Source organism: Streptomyces sp. NPDC037054 (assembly GCF_055606745.1).
In genome coordinates this window covers 734,160-751,651 of sequence record NZ_JBVJSJ010000002.1, presented here as the reverse complement: position 1 = coordinate 751,651, position 17,492 = coordinate 734,160, and the positions used below count along the sequence as shown (strand labels likewise).

General features: G+C 71.9%; 16 protein-coding genes and 1 pseudogene. 12 read left to right on the top strand and 5 right to left on the bottom strand.

Going from position 1 to position 17,492, the window contains the following annotated elements:
• The first annotated feature begins 142 nt into the window (after nt 1–142).
• The 3 genes and pseudogenes from aceE to ACZ7D7_RS08310 form a co-directional block, all read left to right on the top strand.
• The gene (gene aceE / locus ACZ7D7_RS08320; protein WP_470823138.1) at nt 143–2,890 is read left to right on the top strand and encodes a pyruvate dehydrogenase (acetyl-transferring), homodimeric type; all 2,748 of its coding nucleotides are present in this window, start codon (nt 143–145) and stop codon (nt 2,888–2,890) included.
• Between the two features lie 86 nt (nt 2,891–2,976).
• Nucleotides 2,977–3,735 carry a potassium channel family protein gene (locus ACZ7D7_RS08315; protein WP_470823137.1) on the top strand — a complete coding sequence of 253 codons (759 nt, stop codon included), beginning with the start codon at nt 2,977–2,979 and terminating at the stop codon, nt 3,733–3,735.
• A 103-nt stretch (nt 3,736–3,838) separates the two neighbouring features.
• Nucleotides 3,839–3,934 (top strand): annotated as a pseudogene (locus ACZ7D7_RS08310) (small hydrophobic protein); the annotation flags it as partial.
• Nucleotides 3,935–4,001: 67 nt separating this feature from the next.
• Here the strand turns inward: ACZ7D7_RS08310 and ACZ7D7_RS08305 are convergent.
• On the bottom strand, nt 4,002–5,621 hold the full coding sequence (locus tag ACZ7D7_RS08305) for an MFS transporter (protein WP_470823224.1): 1,620 nt from the start codon (nt 5,619–5,621) through the stop codon (nt 4,002–4,004).
• A 180-nt stretch (nt 5,622–5,801) separates the two neighbouring features.
• Here ACZ7D7_RS08305 and ACZ7D7_RS08300 point away from each other — a divergent pair, with 180 nt between their 5' ends.
• From ACZ7D7_RS08300 to ACZ7D7_RS08290, 3 genes are all read left to right on the top strand, one after another.
• On the top strand, nt 5,802–6,419 hold the full coding sequence (locus ACZ7D7_RS08300; RefSeq protein WP_470823223.1) for a TetR family transcriptional regulator: 618 nt from the start codon (nt 5,802–5,804) through the stop codon (nt 6,417–6,419).
• 82 nt (nt 6,420–6,501) lie between these two features.
• Nucleotides 6,502–7,719 carry an alpha/beta hydrolase gene (locus ACZ7D7_RS08295; RefSeq protein ID WP_470823136.1) on the top strand — a complete coding sequence of 406 codons (1,218 nt, stop codon included), beginning with the start codon at nt 6,502–6,504 and terminating at the stop codon, nt 7,717–7,719.
• Between the two features lie 66 nt (nt 7,720–7,785).
• Nucleotides 7,786–8,637 carry a DUF4429 domain-containing protein gene (locus ACZ7D7_RS08290; RefSeq protein ID WP_470823135.1) on the top strand — a complete coding sequence of 284 codons (852 nt, stop codon included), beginning with the start codon at nt 7,786–7,788 and terminating at the stop codon, nt 8,635–8,637.
• A 15-nt stretch (nt 8,638–8,652) separates the two neighbouring features.
• Here the strand turns inward: ACZ7D7_RS08290 and ACZ7D7_RS08285 are convergent, their stop codons facing one another.
• Both ACZ7D7_RS08285 and ACZ7D7_RS08280 read right to left on the bottom strand, forming a co-directional pair.
• Nucleotides 8,653–9,669 carry an aldo/keto reductase gene (locus ACZ7D7_RS08285; RefSeq protein ID WP_470823134.1) on the bottom strand — a complete coding sequence of 339 codons (1,017 nt, stop codon included), beginning with the start codon at nt 9,667–9,669 and terminating at the stop codon, nt 8,653–8,655.
• A complete protein-coding gene (locus ACZ7D7_RS08280; protein ID WP_470823133.1) occupies nt 9,666–10,124 on the bottom strand; it encodes a MerR family transcriptional regulator in 459 nt (152 codons plus the stop codon). The genes ACZ7D7_RS08285 and ACZ7D7_RS08280 overlap by 4 nt, the downstream gene beginning before the upstream one ends.
• A gap of 141 nt (nt 10,125–10,265) precedes the next feature.
• On the opposite strand from ACZ7D7_RS08280, the gene ACZ7D7_RS08275 reads away from it, so the two are divergent.
• Nucleotides 10,266–11,084, top strand: coding sequence for a serine hydrolase domain-containing protein (locus tag ACZ7D7_RS08275; RefSeq protein ID WP_470823132.1), 819 nt, complete (start codon nt 10,266–10,268; stop codon nt 11,082–11,084).
• Here ACZ7D7_RS08275 and ACZ7D7_RS08270 read toward each other — a convergent pair.
• The gene (locus ACZ7D7_RS08270) at nt 11,081–11,731 is read right to left on the bottom strand and encodes a pirin family protein (RefSeq protein WP_470823222.1); all 651 of its coding nucleotides are present in this window, start codon (nt 11,729–11,731) and stop codon (nt 11,081–11,083) included. The genes ACZ7D7_RS08275 and ACZ7D7_RS08270 overlap by 4 nt on opposite strands.
• Before the next feature lie 75 nt (nt 11,732–11,806).
• On the opposite strand from ACZ7D7_RS08270, the gene fasR reads away from it, so the two are divergent.
• The 5 genes from fasR (at nt 11,807) to ACZ7D7_RS08245 (ending at nt 16,768) form a co-directional block, all read left to right on the top strand.
• Nucleotides 11,807–13,012, top strand: a complete 1,206-nt coding sequence (fasR, locus tag ACZ7D7_RS08265) for a fatty acid biosynthesis transcriptional regulator FasR (protein WP_470823131.1) — start codon at nt 11,807–11,809, stop codon at nt 13,010–13,012.
• 89 nt (nt 13,013–13,101) lie between these two features.
• Complete coding sequence (locus ACZ7D7_RS08260) at nt 13,102–14,040, top strand: ACP S-malonyltransferase (RefSeq protein ID WP_470823130.1); 939 nt, start codon at nt 13,102–13,104, stop codon at nt 14,038–14,040.
• 22 nt (nt 14,041–14,062) lie between these two features.
• Entirely contained in the window at nt 14,063–15,064 is a 1,002-nt protein-coding gene (locus ACZ7D7_RS08255) for a beta-ketoacyl-ACP synthase 3 (protein WP_470823129.1), read from the top strand.
• 101 nt (nt 15,065–15,165) lie between these two features.
• Nucleotides 15,166–15,414: an acyl carrier protein gene (locus ACZ7D7_RS08250; RefSeq protein WP_279549074.1), complete on the top strand. Its 249-nt coding sequence runs from the start codon at nt 15,166–15,168 to the stop codon at nt 15,412–15,414.
• Between the two features lie 82 nt (nt 15,415–15,496).
• Complete coding sequence (locus ACZ7D7_RS08245; RefSeq protein WP_470823128.1) at nt 15,497–16,768, top strand: beta-ketoacyl-[acyl-carrier-protein] synthase family protein; 1,272 nt, start codon at nt 15,497–15,499, stop codon at nt 16,766–16,768.
• Nucleotides 16,769–16,866: 98 nt separating this feature from the next.
• Here the strand turns inward: ACZ7D7_RS08245 and ACZ7D7_RS08240 are convergent, their stop codons facing one another.
• Nucleotides 16,867–17,361, bottom strand: a complete 495-nt coding sequence (locus tag ACZ7D7_RS08240; RefSeq protein ID WP_470823221.1) for a DUF3145 domain-containing protein — start codon at nt 17,359–17,361, stop codon at nt 16,867–16,869.
• Nucleotides 17,362–17,492 lie beyond the last annotated feature (131 nt).

Sequence of the window (17,492 nt, the reverse complement as noted above, 5' to 3'; positions counted from 1 at the left end):
AGCCGGGCCGGGCCGGGCCGGGCGCCCCATTGGTTACCTCTCGGTAAAGATGACGTTTGCCTCCCAAGAGGTACACGATGGGGACGGCGCAGGCACATCGACTTCCTTCTCCCCAGCAGCCCTCCGACAGGTAAGGACCAGCGTGGCTTCCGGATCCGATCGCAACCCGATCATCATTGGCGGCCTTCCGAGTCAGGTTCCTGACTTCGATCCCGAGGAAACCCAGGAGTGGCTCGACTCCCTCGACGCCGCCGTCGACGAGCGCGGCCGGGAGCGGGCCCGCTACCTGATGCTGCGGCTCATCGAGCGGGCCCGTGAGAAGCGCGTGGCCGTGCCCGAGATGCGCAGCACGGACTACGTCAACACCATCGCCACCAAGGACGAGCCGTTCTTCCCCGGCAACGAGGAGATCGAGCGGAAGATCCTCAACGCGACCCGCTGGAACGCGGCCGTGATGGTGTCCAGGGCCCAGCGTCCGGGCATCGGGGTCGGCGGCCACATCGCCACGTTCGCCTCCTCCGCCTCGCTGTACGACGTGGGCTTCAACCACTTCTTCCGGGGCAAGGACGAGGGCGACGGCGGCGACCAGGTGTTCTTCCAGGGGCACGCCTCGCCGGGCATCTACGCCCGCGCGTTCCTGCTGGACCGGCTCGGCGAGCAGCACCTCGACGGGTTCCGGCAGGAGAAGTCGAAGGCTCCGCACGCGCTGTCGTCGTACCCGCACCCGCGGTCGATGCCGGACTTCTGGGAGTTCCCGACGGTGTCGATGGGCCTCGGTCCGATCGGCGCGATCTACCAGGCGCGGATGAACCGCTACATGCACGCGCGCGGGATCGCGGACACCTCGAAGTCGCACGTGTGGGCGTTCCTCGGCGACGGCGAGATGGACGAGCCGGAGTCGCTGGGCCAGTTGTCGATCGCGGCCCGCGAGGGACTGGACAACCTGACCTTCGTCGTCAACTGCAACCTCCAGCGCCTCGACGGTCCGGTGCGCGGCAACGGCAAGATCATCCAGGAGCTGGAGTCGATCTTCCGGGGCGCCGGCTGGAACGTGATCAAGCTGGTGTGGGACCGCACGTGGGACCCGCTGCTCGCGCAGGACCGCGACGGCGTGCTGGTCAACCGGATGAACACCACGCCGGACGGCCAGTTCCAGACGTACGCCACCGAGTCCGGCGCGTACATCCGCGACCACTTCTTCGGCGACGACCACCGGCTGCGGGCCATGGTCGAGGGCATGACCGACGACCAGATCCTGCACCTGGGGCGCGGCGGCCACGACCACCGGAAGATCTACGCGGCGTACAAGGCGGCCGTCGAGCACAAGGGCCAGCCGACGGTCGTCCTGGCGAAGACGATCAAGGGCTGGACGCTGGGTCCGAACTTCGAGGGCCGCAACGCCACGCACCAGATGAAGAAGCTGACGGTCGACGACCTGAAGCGCTTCCGGGACCGGCTGCACCTGCCGATCTCCGACCAGGAGCTGGAGTCCGGCGTGCCGCCGTACTACCACCCGGGCCGGGACTCGGAGGAGATCCAGTACATGCACGACCGCCGCAGGAGCCTCGGCGGGTACGTGCCGACGCGCGTGGTGCGGTCCAAGGCGCTCGCGCTGCCGGACGACAAGGCGTACGCGACCGTGAAGAAGGGCTCCGGTCAGCAGTCCATCGCGACGACCATGGCGTTCGTCCGGCTGCTGAAGGACCTCATGCGGGACAAGGAGATCGGCAGGCGGTTCGTGCTGATCGCACCGGACGAATACCGCACGTTCGGCATGGACTCGTTCTTCCCGAGCGCGAAGATCTACAACCCGCTGGGCCAGCAGTACGAGGCGGTGGACCGTGATCTGCTGCTCGCCTACAAGGAGGCTCCGAACGGCCAGATGCTGCACGACGGCATCTCCGAGGCCGGCTGCACGGCCTCGCTGATCGCCGCGGGATCGGCGTACGCCACGCACGGCGAGCCGCTGATCCCGGTGTACGTCTTCTACTCGATGTTCGGTTTCCAGCGCACCGGCGACCAGTTCTGGCAGATGGCCGACCAGCTCTCGCGCGGTTTCGTGCTGGGCGCGACCGCCGGGCGTACGACCCTGACCGGTGAGGGTCTCCAGCACGCGGACGGCCACTCGCAGCTGCTCGCCTCGACCAACCCGGCGTGCGTCGCGTACGACCCGGCGTTCGGCTTCGAGATCGCGCACATCGTCAAGGACGGCCTGCGCCGGATGTACGGCGCGGACGAGGAACACCCGCACGGCGAGGACGTCTTCTACTACCTCACCGTCTACAACGAGCCGATCCAGCACCCGGCCGAGCCGGAGGGCGTGGACGTCGAGGGGATCCTCAAGGGCATCCACCGGCTGAGCGAGGGCACGTCCGGCGCGCTTCCCGCGCAGATCATCGCGTCGGGTGTCGCCGTGCCGTGGGCGATCGAGGCGCAGCGGATCCTCGCCGAGGAGTGGAACGTCAGGGCGGACGTCTGGTCGGCGACCTCCTGGAACGAGCTGCGGCGCGACGCCGTGGCCTGCGAGGAGCACAACCTGCTGCACCCGGAGGAGGAGCAGCGGGTGCCGTACGTGACGCGGAAGCTGGCCGGGGCTCAGGGGCCGTTCGTGGCGGTGTCGGACTGGATGCGGGCGGTGCCGGACCAGATCGCGCGGTGGGTGCCGGGCACGTACCAGTCGCTCGGCGCGGACGGCTTCGGCTTCGCCGACACGCGCGGCGCGGCCCGCCGCTTCTTCCACATCGACGCGCAGTCGATCGTGGTCGGCGTGCTGACCGAGCTGGCCCGGGAGGGCAAGGTCGACCGGTCGGTGCTGAAGCAGGCCGTCGACCGCTACCAGCTCCTGGACGTGACGGCCGCGGACCCGGGCGCGGCGGGCGGCGACGCGTAGCGCTCCGCGCGGCCGGCACGGTTCGGCGGGTGAGGGCGGCGGGCCGGTGGCCCCGCCGCCCTCGGGCGTTTCCTACGATGCCGGGCATGAGCATCGACGCGGTCGTGAGCGGTGGGCGGGAAACCAAGGTCGCCCGCTGGGAGCGGCACACCCAGGGCCCGCTGCTGGCGCTGGCCGTCCTCTTCGCGGTCGCCTACGCCGTGCCGGTGGTGAAGCCGGACGCGCCGGAGGCCGTTCTGACCGCGTGCCATGTGGCCAACTGGGCGGTGTGGGCGGCCTTCGCCCTCGACTACGCCGTCCGGCTGTGGCTGAGCGAGGACCGGCTGCGGTTCGTGCGCGGCAACCCGCTGGCGCTGCTCGCGGTCGCGCTGCCGCTGCTGCAGCCGCTGCGGCTGCTGAAGCTGGTGTCGATGCTGCTGCTCGCCGGGCAGCGGGCGCGGATGGCGTCGCAGGTCAGGGTGACGACGTATGTCGCGGGCTGCTGCCTGGGACTGCTGATCTTCGGCGCGCTGGCCGTGCTGGAGGTGGAGCGGGGCGAGCCGGGGGCGTCCATCCACACGCTGGGGGACGCCGTGTGGTGGGCGTTCACGACGATGACGACCGTCGGGTACGGCGACATGGCGCCGACGACGGGCCTCGGGAGGGCGCTGGCGGTCGGGCTGATGCTGTCCGGGATCGCCCTGCTCGGTGTGGTCACCGCGAACATCGCGGCCTGGTTCATCGCCCGGTTCGAGAAGGACGACGCCGAGGAACGGCGGCAGACGGCGGCCATCGAGGAGCTGACCGAGGAGGTGCGCGCGCTGCGGGCCCAGGTCGCGGCCCTGCGGGAGGGCACTCGGCCGTAGGCCGGGGTGGCGCGAGGGCCCGGTGATTGAACATGTACACGGGGGTACTCGTCACGCGAACCCGGAACGAACCCGATCGGCAACGGGTTCAGGGGAGTTGAAGATGGCGAGCTTCGGACACGGCACGCGCGGGGACCCCCGGTCACGTGGCCGGACGTGGTCAGGGACCGGGCCGGACCGCGCGACGGCCGGAATCGTCTGAGCAGTGGGGAAGGGCCCCCGGCGAGAGCCGGGGGCCCACCCGTGTCCGGACGCCGGACGGCGCGTCAGATGTGGCCGACGCCCGCGCCCGCCTCCGCGTTCGCACCGCGCTTGGTGAGGAAGGCGACCAGGACCGCGAAGGCGGCGACGCCCGCGGCGGTCAGGGAGGCCAGGCTCATGCCGGAGATGAACGTGTCGTGCGCGACGTCGGTGATCCGCGCGGCGATCTGCCCCGGCGTGCCCTCGGCGACCGGCGCCACGCCGACCTGGACGGCCTCGGAGGCCTGGCCCAGCTGTTCCGGCGTGAGCTGCGGCAGGCCCGCGTCCGCCCAGTTGCCCGGCAGGTCGTTGTCGACCTTGGAGGCCATCACGGCGCCCAGCACGGCCGTACCGAGGCTGCCGCCGATCTGCATGGCGGCCTGCTGGAGACCGCCGGCCACACCGGAGAGCTCCATCGGCGCGTTGCCGACGATGACCTCCGTGGCGCCGACCATCACGGGCGCGAGGCCGAGACCGAGCAGCGCGAACCAGAGCGACATCAGGCCGCTGCCGGTGTCCACCTTCAGCGTGGACATGCCGTACATGGCGAGGGCGGTGACCGCCATGCCGCCGGCCAGGGGGACGCGCGGGCCGAACTTGGTGATCATCGCGCCGGCGAGCGGCGAGCCGACGATCATCATGCCGGTGAGCGGCAGCAGGTGCAGACCGGCGTCGATCGGGCCCATGCCGTGCACGTTCTGGAGGTAGAAGGTGACGAAGAACAGGCCGCCCATGAAGGCGATGGCCATCAGGACCATCAGGACGACACCCGCGGACAGCGGCACCGAGCGGAACAGCGCCAGCGGGATCAGCGGTTCCTTGACCTTCGACTCCCAGAGGGCGAACAGCAGGAAGCCGGCGACGGAGGCGGCGAGCCACAGCCAGGTCTGCCCGTCGCCCCAGCCCCACTCCGGGGCCTTGATCAGGGCCCACACGAGGCAGAACATCGCGGCCGAGAGCAGGGCGATGCCGAGCAGGTCGAAGGAGCGCGGCGCGTTCTCCGCGCGGTGGTCGAGCAGGATCACGACGCCGAGCACCACGGCGAGGATGCCGACCGGGATGTTGATGAAGAACACCGACTGCCAGCTGACGCGCTCGACGAGGACGCCGCCCAGGATCGGGCCGCCCGCCGTGGAGGCACCGATGACCATGCCCCAGATGCCGATGGCCATGTTGAGCTTCTCGGCCGGGAAGGTCGCGCGCAGCAGGCCGAGCGCGGCCGGCATCAGCAGCGCGCCGAACACACCTTGCAGGACGCGGAAGGCGACGACCAGGGCGATGCTGTCGGACATGCCGATGGCCCCGGAGGCGGCGGCGAAGCCGACCACGCCGATGAGGAAGGTCTGCCGGTGGCCGAACCGGTCGCCGAGCTTGCCCGCGGTGATCAGGGAGACCGCGAGGGCCAGGAAGTAGCCGTTGGTTATCCACTGGACCTCGGCGAACGTCGCTCCGAGGTCGCGCTGGATGGCCGGGTTGGCGATCGCCACGATGGTGCCGTCGAGGGCCACCATCATGACCCCGACCGCGACGGTGACGAGGGTGACCCAGGGGTGGCCGCGCAGCCCCTTGGCCGGCTGCGGGCCGGACGCCGCGGGCGGCACCTTGTCCCCCGGTCCCGTCGCTTCGATGGTGGTCTGACTAGTTATGTGTTCGAGACTAGAGACAGCCACTGACAATTGACGAATCAATTCACAAGTCGGTGACTGACACAACTGTCGGACGAGAAGTGAGGCAGCGTGAGAACAGCGGACACGGCGGAGACGGCGCACGCGGCGGAGACGGCGCGTGCGGCGGAGCCCGTCCGGACGGCGGCGCCTCGGCCGGGACTGCGCGAGCTGAAGAAGCAGCGCACCCGGGACGCGCTGCTGCGGGCCGCTCTCGAACTGTTCACCACCCGCGGCTTCGAGCGGACCACCGTCGACGACATCGCCGACGTCGTCGGCGTCTCGCAGCGCACCTTCTTCCGCTACTTCGCGGGCAAGGAGGACGCCGCGCTCTTCGTGACGCGGCTCGTGCAGGCCCACTACCTGGAGGCGGTGCGCGAGCGGCCGGCGCACGAGCCGCCGCTGGAGGCGCTGCGCCGGGCCGCGCTGGAGAACTGGGACACCATCGGCGAGGCGATCGAGCGCGTCGTCCCGCTGGAACTGCACATGCGCTCCTACCGGGCGATCGAGTCGACGCCCGCACTGCTCGCCGTCCACCTGCGCCGTTCGACGGAGCTGGAGGAGGAGATCGCCCGCGTCATCGCCGGGCGCGAGGGCCTGGACGTGGACGCCGATCCCCGGCCCCGGCTGCTGGTGGCCATGTTCGGCGCGGTGATGCGGGTCACCGAACGCCGCTGGTCCGTGGGCGAGGACTTCGGCATCGCCGCGATCCGGGACCTCACCGCCGCCCACCTGGACCAGCTGGGCCCGGCCCTCGGCGGGAGCTGGCGCGCCGAGTGAACCCACCGCGAGCAGGGGCGAAACGTGATCCCGGCCACATGATTCACGCGAGACCCTCTCGTTCTCCTAGTGTGTCCTTTCAGTGACTTCCTTCGACACCTCCCCGCAACTGAACGTGTGGCGCGCTCTGCTCGCGCTGGCCGTGGTGTTCGTGATGCTGGCGACCACCGGCTGGACCGCCATGCGCAACCAGCCGCCGTCGACGCCGCTGAAGGCCGCGCTGTCGGCCTGGGAGAACGGCCGGTTCGCCGGACACCGGCTGCCCGACGCCCAGGCCGCGCCCACCCGGCTCGCCCGCTTCTTCGCCTCGCTCAGTGAACGGGAGCGCGGCGGCCTCGTCCGTCGCCACCCGCTCGTGGTCGGCAACATGAACGGCGCGCCGGTGGAGCTGCGCTACCGCGCCAACCGCATCGCGCTGGAACAGGCCCGGGACGTCGAGCTGAAACGCATGCGCGACAACCGCCTCACGCCCGCCGGGCAGCACGAGGCGGGGCGCCGCATGCACCGGCTGGAGGCGCTGATGAGCCCCGGCCGCCGCATCCTCGCCTTCAGCCCGGAGGGCGCCGGCCGCGTAGCCGAGGTGTTCGGCAGCCTCAAGAAGGCCCAGCGGGTCTCCGTCGTCGTCCCCGGCGTCGACACCGACCTGCTCACCTTCCAGCGCACCCGGCGCAAGTACTCGGCGCCGGTCGGCATGGCCCAGGCGCTGTACGCGGCGGAGCGCTCCGCGCGTCCCTCGACGCGCACGGCCGTGATCGCCTGGGCCGACTACACCGCGCCCAGCGGCATCGGCATGGACGCGGCCACCGCGATGCGCGCCGCCGACGGCGCCGTCCGGCTGAACTCGCTGGTGCGGGCCCTGCCGGGCCGCGCGCCCGTCTCGCTGTTCTGCCACAGCTACGGCTCCGTGGTGTGCGGGCTCGCCGCGCGCGAACTGCCGGAGCGGGTCACCGACATCGCGGTGGCGGGCAGCCCCGGCATGCGTGCCGAGAAGGCCTCGCAGCTGCGCACGAGCGCCCGGGTGTGGGCGATGCGGGACGCCGACGACTGGGTGCAGGACGTGCCGTACCTGGAGGTCGGCGGGCTCGGTCACGGCGCCGACCCGGTCTCCCCCGGCTTCGGGGCACGGGTGCTGTCGGCGGCCGACGCCAGGGGGCACAGCGGCTACTTCGAACCCGGCACGGACAGCCTGTCGAACTTCGCGGTGATCGGGGTTGGCGCATATGACGCGGTCCAGTGCGCACACGAAGACGGTGGTTGCCGTGCGGATTTGTCCGGCACCGCCCCTTCCGGACGCGCGTAGAAGCGGAGAAACTGCGGTATGCGCGTGGAGGGGACGGAAGAGGGCGTGCCGCATACGATGAGCCGCATGGGTGACGTACTGGCCGGATTTCATGCCGCCTGGGAGTTCGAGTCCGACTCCGTGCTCATCCGCTACGAACGAGGGCTGCGAACACCCAAGCTGTTCCAGGCGCTCGGTGAACGGCGCGTCCCGCTGGAGGCGATCGCCTCGGTGACGCTGACGCCGGGCAGGCGCGGCACGGTGGTGCTGCGCGCCGAGCCCCGGCCGGGCGCCGATCCGCTGATGGAGGCGGCCGCCGGGCAGCTGAAGGAGGGCTGCGATCCGTACCGGCTGGTGCTGCCCGCCGAGCGGGAGACGCTCGCCGAGTACTACGCGGACGAGCTGCGGGCGCGGCTGACCGCGTCCGGTCCGGCCGAGCGGCACCTGGTGGCGGCGCCGGACGCGCCGCTGCACTTCAAGGCGTACGACGGGAAGGCGTCCTTCGACGGGACGTCGGTGTCCTTCCGGTGGTCGTGGACCGGCGCGTCGTCGGCCAAGTGGAAGGCCGGCGACCAGACGTTCCCGGTCGCCGACCTCACCGGCGTGGAGTGGCGCTCCCCCGAGGTGTTCGAGGGCCATCTGCGGCTGCTGCGCCGTGACGTGGCGGGCGGGCAGCCGCCGCAGGCGGACCAGGACCCGGCGGCGGTCGTCTTCGGCCTCGGGTACGGGACCGTGCACGAGTCGCTGCCGTTCGCCGCGGCGGTGCTGGCGGCCGTACGGCGGTGCCGGCCGGCCGACGCGGTGTCCGTGCCGGTGCCCCGGCGGGACCCGGCCGACATCGCCGAGCGGATCCGGCACCTCGGGGAGCTGCACCAGGCCGGGCTGGTCACGGACGAGGAGTTCTCCAGCAAGAAGCGGGAGCTGCTGGCGGAGTTGTAGCCGCCGGCGCGGTGGTCACTCCCGTCCCGCCGAGGTGAACGACATGTCCTGGTAGCGGTCGCCGGCCACCTGGGACGCGATCGGGTCCAGCAGCGCCAGTTCCTCCGCGCTCAGTTCGATGCCGGCCGCCGCCGTGTTCTCCTCCACCCTCGTGGGCCTGCGGGTGCCCGGGATCGGGACGACGGGCAGGCCGTGGGTCCTCGCCTGTGCGTGGACCCAGGCGAGGGCGATCTGGCCGGGGGTCGCGCCGTGGGCCTCGGCGACCGCGCGGACCGGCTCCAGCAGGGCGGCGTTGGCGGCCGCGTTGTCCCCCGTGAAGCGGGGCTGCCGGCGGCGGAAGTCGTCGGCGGTGAGCTCCTGTTCGGCGTTGACGAACGACCCGGTCAAGAAGCCCCGGCCGAGCGGCGAGTACGGCACCAGGGTCACGCCCAGTTCGCGGGCCGCCGGTACCACCCGGGCCTCGATGTCCCGGCTGAACAGCGACCACTCCGACTGCACGGCGGCGATGGGGTGCACGGCGTGCGCGGCGCGCAGCTCGTCGGCGGTGACCTCGCTCAGGCCCAGCTGCTTGACCTTGCCCTCGCGGACCAGCTCCGCCATGACGCCGACGGTGTCCTCGATGGGGACGTTCACGTCCCGGCGGTGCATGTAGTAGAGGTCGATCACGTCGACGTCCAGGCGCTTCAGGCTCGCCTCGACGGCCTCGCGGATGTAGGGCGCGTCGTTGCGGATGATGCGCCGCGTCGGGTCGTCCGGCGGGATGGCCAGGGCGAACTTCGTCGCGATGACGACCTCGTCGCGGTGGGCGCGGAAGAACGGCGCCAGGAACCGCTCGTTCTCGCCGGCGCCGTACGCGTCGGCCGTGTCGTACAGCGTGACGCCGAGTTCCCGTGCCCGCTCCAGCGTCGCCCGGGAGGCGTCGGCGTCCGTGGGGCCGTACGCGAAGCTCATGCCCATGCAGCCCAGGCCCTGGACGCCCACTTCGGGGCCGTCCGCGCCGAGCCGTGCCGTCGGGATCCTGCTGTCCGTCATCGGGACCTCTCCGACGCCGGGGCCCGCCCGGCGTCCGCGTAGAAGGTGATCTTCCGGTCGAGCACGGCGAGCGTGCCCTGGAGTTCGGCGATCCGCGCGAGGACGTCCTCGCGGGTCGACTTCAGCAGCGCGAACCGCTCGCCGTAGGTGTGGTCGCCCTCGCGGACCAGCTCGGCGTACCGCACCATGTCGGCGACCGGCATGCCCGTCAGGCGCAGCTTGCCGACCAGGTCGAGCCAGTCGAGGTCGCGGTTGGTGTAGCGGCGCTGGCCGGTGTGCGAGCGGTCGATGTGCGGCATCAGCCCGATGCGCTCGTACCACCGCAGGGTGTGAGCCGTCAGGCCGGTGAGGGCGGCGACCTCGCTGATCGTGTACCTGTCCTGCCCGTCCGGCCGCCGGCTGTGCTGCCGTGGTCCCGCGCAACTGCCGGTCCTGGTGGTCTCCATCACCGTCATGGGCCCCACGCTAGAACCCTGGAGTGCACTCCAGGCAAGCGAAGCCGGGGGAAATCGGCGCGACGGCGAGGGATCAGGCCGGTTCCCGTACGCCCCTCCCCCTTGCCGGGGCCCCGACCGGGAGCGCATAGGCTCGGCGGCATGTCGATGAGCAGCCTCGCGTTGATCGAGAACTGGGACGTGCCCACCGCAGCGGCCGGTGTCGTGCGGGCCGACGGCACGGTCCTCGGGACCCACGGACCGACCGGGCGCCGCTTCCCGCTGGCGTCGGTCACCAAGCCGCTCGCGGCGTACGCGGCGCTCGTCGCCTACGAGGAGGGTGCCGTCGAGCTGGACGAGCCGGCCGGGCCCGCCGGGTCGACGGTGCGGCATCTGCTCGCGCACACCTCGGGGCTGGCCTTCGACGAGCACAAGGTGACGGCGCCGCCCGGTGACCGGCGGCTGTACTCCAACGCCGGGTTCGAGCAGCTCGGCGACCACATCGCCAAGGCGACGGACATCCCGTTCGCGGAGTACCTGCGGCAGGCGGTGCTGGAGCCGCTGGGCATGACGTCGACGTCCCTCGACGGGTCACCCGCCAAGGACGGTGTCTCCACGGTGGAGGACCTGCTGCGCTTCGCCGCCGAGGTCCAGGCACCGCGGCTGCTCGACCCGCGCACGGTCGCCGAGGCGATGACGGTGCAGTACCCGGGCACGAAGGGCGTCCTGCCGGGCTACGGCCACCAGAACCCGAACGACTGGGGCCTCGGCTTCGAGATCCGCGACGGCAAGTCCCCCCACTGGACGGGCGGTTCGTCCTCCCCCCGCACCTTCGGCCACTTCGGCCAGTCGGGCACGTTCCTGTGGATCGACCCGGCCGCCGGGATCGCGTGCGTCGCGCTCACCGACCGCGCCTTCGGCCCGTGGGCGGTCGAGGCGTGGCCGGCGTTCACGGACGCGGTGCTGGCCGAGCCGCGTTAGGTCATCTCCCACAGCAGCAGTCCGGCCGCCGTCTTTGCCGTGGCCGTCAGGTCCTTCGCGTCCGTGACCCGGGCCGCGTCGCCGGGGCGGAGGGTCGTGCCGGCCAGGCCTACCTCGCCGTGCACCACGTGGACGTAGACGTGCGGCGCGTCCGGTACCGCCGTGCGTTCGCCCGGGGCCAGGCGGCGGACGTGGAGCATGGCGCCCGCCTCCGGGACCGCGTACGGGGTGGCGTCCGCGATGCCGTGGACGATCTCGTAGGCGGGGTCGCCGCCCGGCTCCAGCGGGGACAGCCACATCTGGACGAAGGTCAGCGGGGTGTCGCCGTCGTTGCGTTCGACGTGGCGGACGCCGCCCGCCGCGCTCAGGCGCTGTACGTCCCCGGGGCGGACCCGCGTCTCGTGGCCCGCCGAGTCGCGGTGGGTCAGCTCGCCCTCGACGACCCACGTGACGATCTCGGTGTGGCTGTGCGGATGCTCGTCGAATCCGGCACCGGGTGCCAGGCGCTCCTCGTTGCAGGCGATCAGCGCGCCGAAGCGGAGGTTGTCCGGGTCGTAGTGGGGCCCGAAGGAAAAGGCGTGCCACGACTCGATGCCGGCCGCCGGATCGCCGCCTGGGTAGCGCTCGTCGGCGCGCCGTACGTCCATCACGACGTCCACGGTAGGGGCTGTCCCCGGCCCCGGCGACGCACGGGCCCGTCCGGATAAGGCACCCTTGTCCCCGTGCCCGAACCCGAAACCGGCAAGTCCGCAGCCTCAGCCCGTGCCAGCCACCCGCACACCGCGACCCTGAAGCGGCTGGAGCAGTCGTCCGGCTCGCTCGCCGCGCAGGCCATCGCGCGGATGGACGAGACACTGCCGTGGTACCGGGCCATGCCACCGGAGAACCGCTCCTGGATCGGGCTGGTCGCGCAGGCGGGCATCGCCGCGTTCACCGAGTGGTTCCGGCGCCCGGACGCCCCGCAGGCCATCTCCACCGACGTCTTCGGCACCGCACCGCGCGAGCTGACGAGGGCGATCACGCTGCGGCAGACCGTCGAGATGGTGCGCACCACCATCGAGGTCATGGAGAGCGCCATCGACGAGGTGGCCGCGCCGGGCGACGAGTCGGTGCTGCGCGAGGCGCTGCTCGTGTACGCCCGGGAGATCGCGTTCGCGACCGCCCAGGTCTACGCCCAGGCCGCGGAGGCACGCGGTGCCTGGGACGCGCGTCTCGAGTCGCTCGTCGTGAACGCGGTGCTGAGCGGGGAGGCCGACGAGGGCGCGGTCAGCCGGGCCGCGGCGCTGGGCTGGAACTCGCCGGACCACGTGTGCGTGGTGCTCGGCACGGCGCCCGACGGCGACTCCGAGCTGACCGTGGAGGCGATCCGGCGGGCCGCCCGGCACGCCAAGCTCCAGGTGCTGACCGGTGTGCTCGGGGCGCGGCTCGTGGTGATCGCGGGGGGCAGCGACAATCCGCTGGCCGTCGCGAAGTCGCTGATCGGGCCGTTCGCCGCGGGCCCGGTGGTGGCCGGCCCGATCGTGCCGGACCTGCTGGCCGCGACCCGGTCCGCGCAGGCCGCCGCGGCAGGCCTGAAGGCGTGCTCCGCGTGGCAGGACGCCCCGCGGCCCGTGCTGGCGGACGATCTGCTCCCGGAGCGCGCGATGGCCGGAGACCCGTCGGCGCGGGAGCAGTTGGTGGAGGAGATCTACAGACCGCTGGAAGAGGCGGGGGCCGCGCTGCTGGAGACGCTGAGCGTCTATCTCGAGCAGGCGAGCAGTCTCGAGGGCGCCGCGCGGATGCTGTTCGTCCACCCCAACACCGTTCGTTACCGGCTCCGACGTGTGACTGACGTCACCGGATGGTCACCTTCCGATGTACGCTCGGCCTTCACGCTCCGGATCGCGCTGATCCTGGGGCGGCTGGCCGACGGAGATCCGCAGTTCTAGGGTTTTGTCGGGGATCCACAAAACCCCTTCCTGTTCTTCGTCCCTGTCGTCACGGGCGGCCGTGCCCGTACCCAAGAGAGAGTGTGAGAGTGCTCGTACTCGTCGCTCCCGGCCAGGGCGCCCAGACGCCCGGCTTCCTGACTCCCTGGCTCGAACTCCCCGGTGCCGCAGACCGCGTCGCCGCATGGTCGGACGCCATCGGCCTCGACCTCGCCCACTACGGCACGAAGGCCGACGCGGACGAGATCCGTGACACCGCCGTGGCGCAGCCGCTGCTCGTCGCGGCCGGCATTCTGTCCGCCGCGGCACTCGGTGACATCTCGCCGGGCGCGGTCGCCGGGCACAGCGTCGGCGAGATCACGGCCGCCGCGTTCGCCGGTGTCCTGGACGACACCGCGGCCCTCGGCCTCGTGCGCAAGCGCGGCCTGGCGATGGCCGAGGCCGCCGCGGTCACCGAGACCGGCATGGCGGCGCTGCTCGGCGGCGACCCCGAGGTCACGGTGCCGCACCTGGAGAAGCTGGGCCTGACCCCGGCCAACATGAACGGCGCGGGCCAGATCGTCGCGGCTGGCACGCTGGAGCAGCTCGCCGCGCTGAACGAGGACAAGCCCGAGGGCGTCCGCAAGGTGATCGCGCTGAAGGTGGCCGGGGCGTTCCACACCCGCCACATGGCGCCCGCCGTGGACCGGCTGGCGGAGGCCGCGAAGGCGCTCGTGCCCGCCGACCCGACGACCGTGTACGTCTCCAACCGCGACGGCGAAGCCGTCGGCACCGGCGCCGAGGTGCTGGAGCGCCTGGTCGGCCAGGTCGCCAACCCGGTCCGCTGGGACCTGTGCATGGAGACGTTCAAGGAGCTCGGCGTCACCGCCCTGATCGAGGTGTGCCCGGGCGGCACCCTGACCGGCCTCGCCAAGCGCGCCCTGCCCGGTGTGAAGACGCTGGCCCTGAAGACCCCCGACGACCTCGACGCGGCACGCGAGCTCGTCTCCGCCGCGTCCGGACCCGCTGCCGACGCAGCGGACGCCTGACGCCCCCGAAGGAGCCCCGAGCATGGCGAAGATCAAGCCCAGCAAGGGCGCCCCGTACGCGCGCATCCTCGGCGTCGGCGGCTACCGCCCGACCCGGATCGTGCCGAACGAGGTCATCCTGGAGCGCATCGACTCGTCCGACGAGTGGATCCGCTCGCGCTCCGGCATCGAGACGCGGCACTGGGCGGACGCCGAGGAGACCGTCGCGGCGATGTCGGTCGAGGCGTCCGGCAAGGCGATCGCCGACGCCGGGATCTCGGCCGACCAGATCGGCGCGGTGGTCGTCTCCACGGTCTCGCACTTCAAGCAGACCCCGGCCGTCGCGACGGAGATCGCCGACAAGCTCGGCACGAACAAGGCCGCGGCGTTCGACATCTCGGCGGGCTGCGCGGGCTTCGGCTACGGCCTCACCCTCGCCAAGGGCATGATCGTCGAGGGTTCCGCCGAGTACGTCCTCGTCATCGGCGTGGAGCGGCTGAGCGACCTGACCGACCTGGAGGACCGCGCGACGGCCTTCCTGTTCGGTGACGGCGCCGGCGCGGTCGTGGTCGGCCCCTCGCGGGAGCCGGCGATCGGCCCGACGGTGTGGGGCTCCGAGGGCGACAAGTCGGAGACCATCAAGCAGACGGTGCCGTGGACGGACTACCGCGACGGCGCGGTCGACCGGTTCCCCGCGATCACGCAGGAGGGCCAGGCGGTGTTCCGCTGGGCCGTCTTCGAGATGGCGAAGGTCGCCCAGGAGGCGCTGGAGGCGGCCGGGATCACCTCCGCCGATCTGGACGTCTTCATTCCGCACCAGGCCAACGAGCGGATCATCGACTCGATGGTGAAGACCCTCAAGCTGCCGGAGCACGTCACGGTCGCCCGCGACGTGCGCACCACCGGCAACACGTCGGCCGCGTCGATCCCGCTCGCGATGGAGCGGCTTCTGGCGACCGGCGAGGCGAAGAGCGGTGACACCGCCCTCGTCATCGGATTCGGGGCGGGTCTCGTGTACGCCGCGACGGTCGTTACCCTCCCTTAGGCACTCAGTGCCGGATTTCGGTCCGGTACGGGCACCGCAGACACCTGCCGCCGACGCGGCGGGCGCCACACCCTCTGGAAAACAACGAAGGAGCGCCTGACATGGCCGCCACTCAGGAAGAGATCGTCGCCGGTCTCGCCGAGATCGTGAACGAGATCGCCGGCATCCCCGCCGAGGACGTCCAGCTGGACAAGTCCTTCACCGACGACCTGGACGTCGACTCGCTGTCCATGGTCGAGGTCGTCGTCGCCGCCGAAGAGCGCTTCGACGTCAAGATCCCGGACGACGACGTCAAGAACCTCAAGACCGTCGGCGACGCGACCGACTACATCCTCAAGCACCAGGCCTGAGTTCCCGCTCGGGCCGGTGCCCGGCCCCGCCACCCGGCGGTGGCGCCGCTGAATCCTCGTATTCGTTGGAGAAAGAATCCCCGTGAGCTCGACCAATCGCACCGTGGTCGTCACCGGTATCGGCGCAACCACACCGCTGGGTGGCGACGCGGCCTCTACCTGGGAAGGCCTGATCGCCGGACGTTCCGGAGTGAGGCCCCTGGAGCAGGAGTGGGCCGCCGACCAGGCGGTCCGCATCGCGGCGCAGATCGCCGTGGAACCGACCGAGGTCATTCCCCGGCCGCAGGCCCGCCGCCTGGACCGCTCGGCGCAGTTCGCGCTGATCGCCGCCCAGGAGGCGTGGGCCGACGCGGGCTTCACCGGCAAGGCCGGTGAGGACGGCTCCGTCGACCCCGACCGGCTCGGCGCGGTCATCGCGTCCGGCATCGGCGGCGTGACGACCCTGCTCGACCAGTACGACGTGCTGAAGGAGAAGGGCGTACGCCGCGTCTCCCCGCACACCGTCCCCATGCTGATGCCGAACGGCCCCTCGGCGAACGTGGGTCTGGCCGTGGGCGCCCGCGCGGGCGTGCACACCCCGGTCTCCGCCTGCGCGTCGGGCGCCGAGGCCATCGGCTACGCCATCGAGATGATCCGCACCGGCCGCGCCGACATCGTCGTCGCGGGTGGCACGGAGGCGGCGATCCACCCGCTGCCCATCGCCGCGTTCGGCAACATGATGGCGATGTCCAAGAACAACGACGACCCGCAGGGCGCCTCGCGTCCCTACGACGTCGCCCGCGACGGCTTCGTCCTCGGTGAGGGCGCCGGCGTGATCGTCCTGGAGTCCGCCGAGCACGCCGAGCGGCGCGGTGCGCGGGTGTACGTGGAGGCGGTCGGCCAGGGCATCTCCGCCGACAGCCACGACATCGTGCAGCCGGAGCCGGAGGGCCGCGGCATCGCACACGCGCTGCAGAACCTGCTGGACCGCACCGACCTGGACCCGGCGGAGATCGTGCACGTCAACGCGCACGCGACGTCGACGCCGGCCGGTGACATCGCCGAGCTGAAGGCGCTGCGCAAGGTGTTCGGCGACGACGCGGACCACATGGCCGTGTCCGCGACGAAGTCGATGACCGGGCATCTGCTCGGTGGCGCCGGCGGTGTCGAGACGGTCGCGTCGGTGCTGGCGCTGTACCACCGGGTGGCCCCGCCGACCATCAACGTGGAGAACCTCGACCCGGAGGCCGAGGCCAACGCGGACGTGGTCCGCGGTGAGGCCCGCAAGCTGCCCGTGGACGGGCGGATCGCCGCGCTGAACGACTCGTTCGGCTTCGGCGGACACAACGTGGTCCTCGCGTTCCGGACGGTCTGACCGGCGGCACGCGGCGCACGCGGCAACGACTGAGGGGCTCCCACCGGGCGGTGGGAGCCCCTCGGTCGTGTCCCGTCGTCCAGATGTTTCCCGGCCCCTCAGACCACCTGGTGCAGCCAGCGGACCGGGGCGCCCTCGCCCGCGTAGCGGAACGGCTCCAACTCGTCGTCCCAGGGCTTGCCGAGGAGCTTGGACAGCTCGGCCTCCAGGTCCGTCTCGCCGCGCTGGGAGCGCTGGAGGGCGGCGCGCAGCCGGTCCTCGGGGATGAGGATGTCGCCGTGGATGCCGGTGACGGCGTGGAAGATGCCGAGGTCGGGGGTGCAGCTGTAGCGCTCGCCCTCGGCGGTGGCGCAGGGCTCGGCGGTGACCTCGAAGCGCAGCATCTGCCAGCCTCTCAGCGCGGAGGCCAGCTTGGACGCCGTACCGGCCTGGCCCTGCCAGGAGAACTCCGAGCGCCAGGTGCCGGGTGAGGCGGGCTGCCGGATCCAGTCGAGGTTGACGCGCGTGCCGAGCACCCCGGCGACGGCCCACTCGACGTGCGGGCACAGCGCGCGCGGCGCGGAGTGCACGTACAGAACTCCACGTGTCGTCACCTGGACCTCCGGGCTGTGCGGGACGTGTCGGGTCGGGGCGGGCAGTGGCACGGCGGCCACGGGCCGAGGCTACCGCGCGGGGGCGTGGGGAGTGTGACGTACTGTCTGTCCCGGTGCCCCGAAACCCCCGC

What these genes read in the sequence shown, in the direction of transcription:
- ACZ7D7_RS08315 (WP_470823137.1), top strand. Translation starts at nt 2,977, where the DNA reads ATGAGCATCGACGCGGTCGTGAGCGGTGGGCGGGAAACCAAGGTCGCC.
- ACZ7D7_RS08275 (WP_470823132.1), top strand. Translation starts at nt 10,266, where the DNA reads ATGTCGATGAGCAGCCTCGCGTTGATCGAGAACTGGGACGTGCCCACC.
- ACZ7D7_RS08250 (WP_279549074.1), top strand. Translation starts at nt 15,166, where the DNA reads ATGGCCGCCACTCAGGAAGAGATCGTCGCCGGTCTCGCCGAGATCGTG.
- ACZ7D7_RS08280 (WP_470823133.1), bottom strand. Translation starts at nt 10,124, where the DNA reads ATGACGGTGATGGAGACCACCAGGACCGGCAGTTGCGCGGGACCACGG.
- ACZ7D7_RS08255 (WP_470823129.1), top strand. Translation starts at nt 14,063, where the DNA reads ATGGCGAAGATCAAGCCCAGCAAGGGCGCCCCGTACGCGCGCATCCTC.
- ACZ7D7_RS08285 (WP_470823134.1), bottom strand. Translation starts at nt 9,669, where the DNA reads ATGACGGACAGCAGGATCCCGACGGCACGGCTCGGCGCGGACGGCCCC.
- ACZ7D7_RS08290 (WP_470823135.1), top strand. Translation starts at nt 7,786, where the DNA reads ATGGGTGACGTACTGGCCGGATTTCATGCCGCCTGGGAGTTCGAGTCC.
- ACZ7D7_RS08270 (WP_470823222.1), bottom strand. Translation starts at nt 11,731, where the DNA reads ATGGACGTACGGCGCGCCGACGAGCGCTACCCAGGCGGCGATCCGGCG.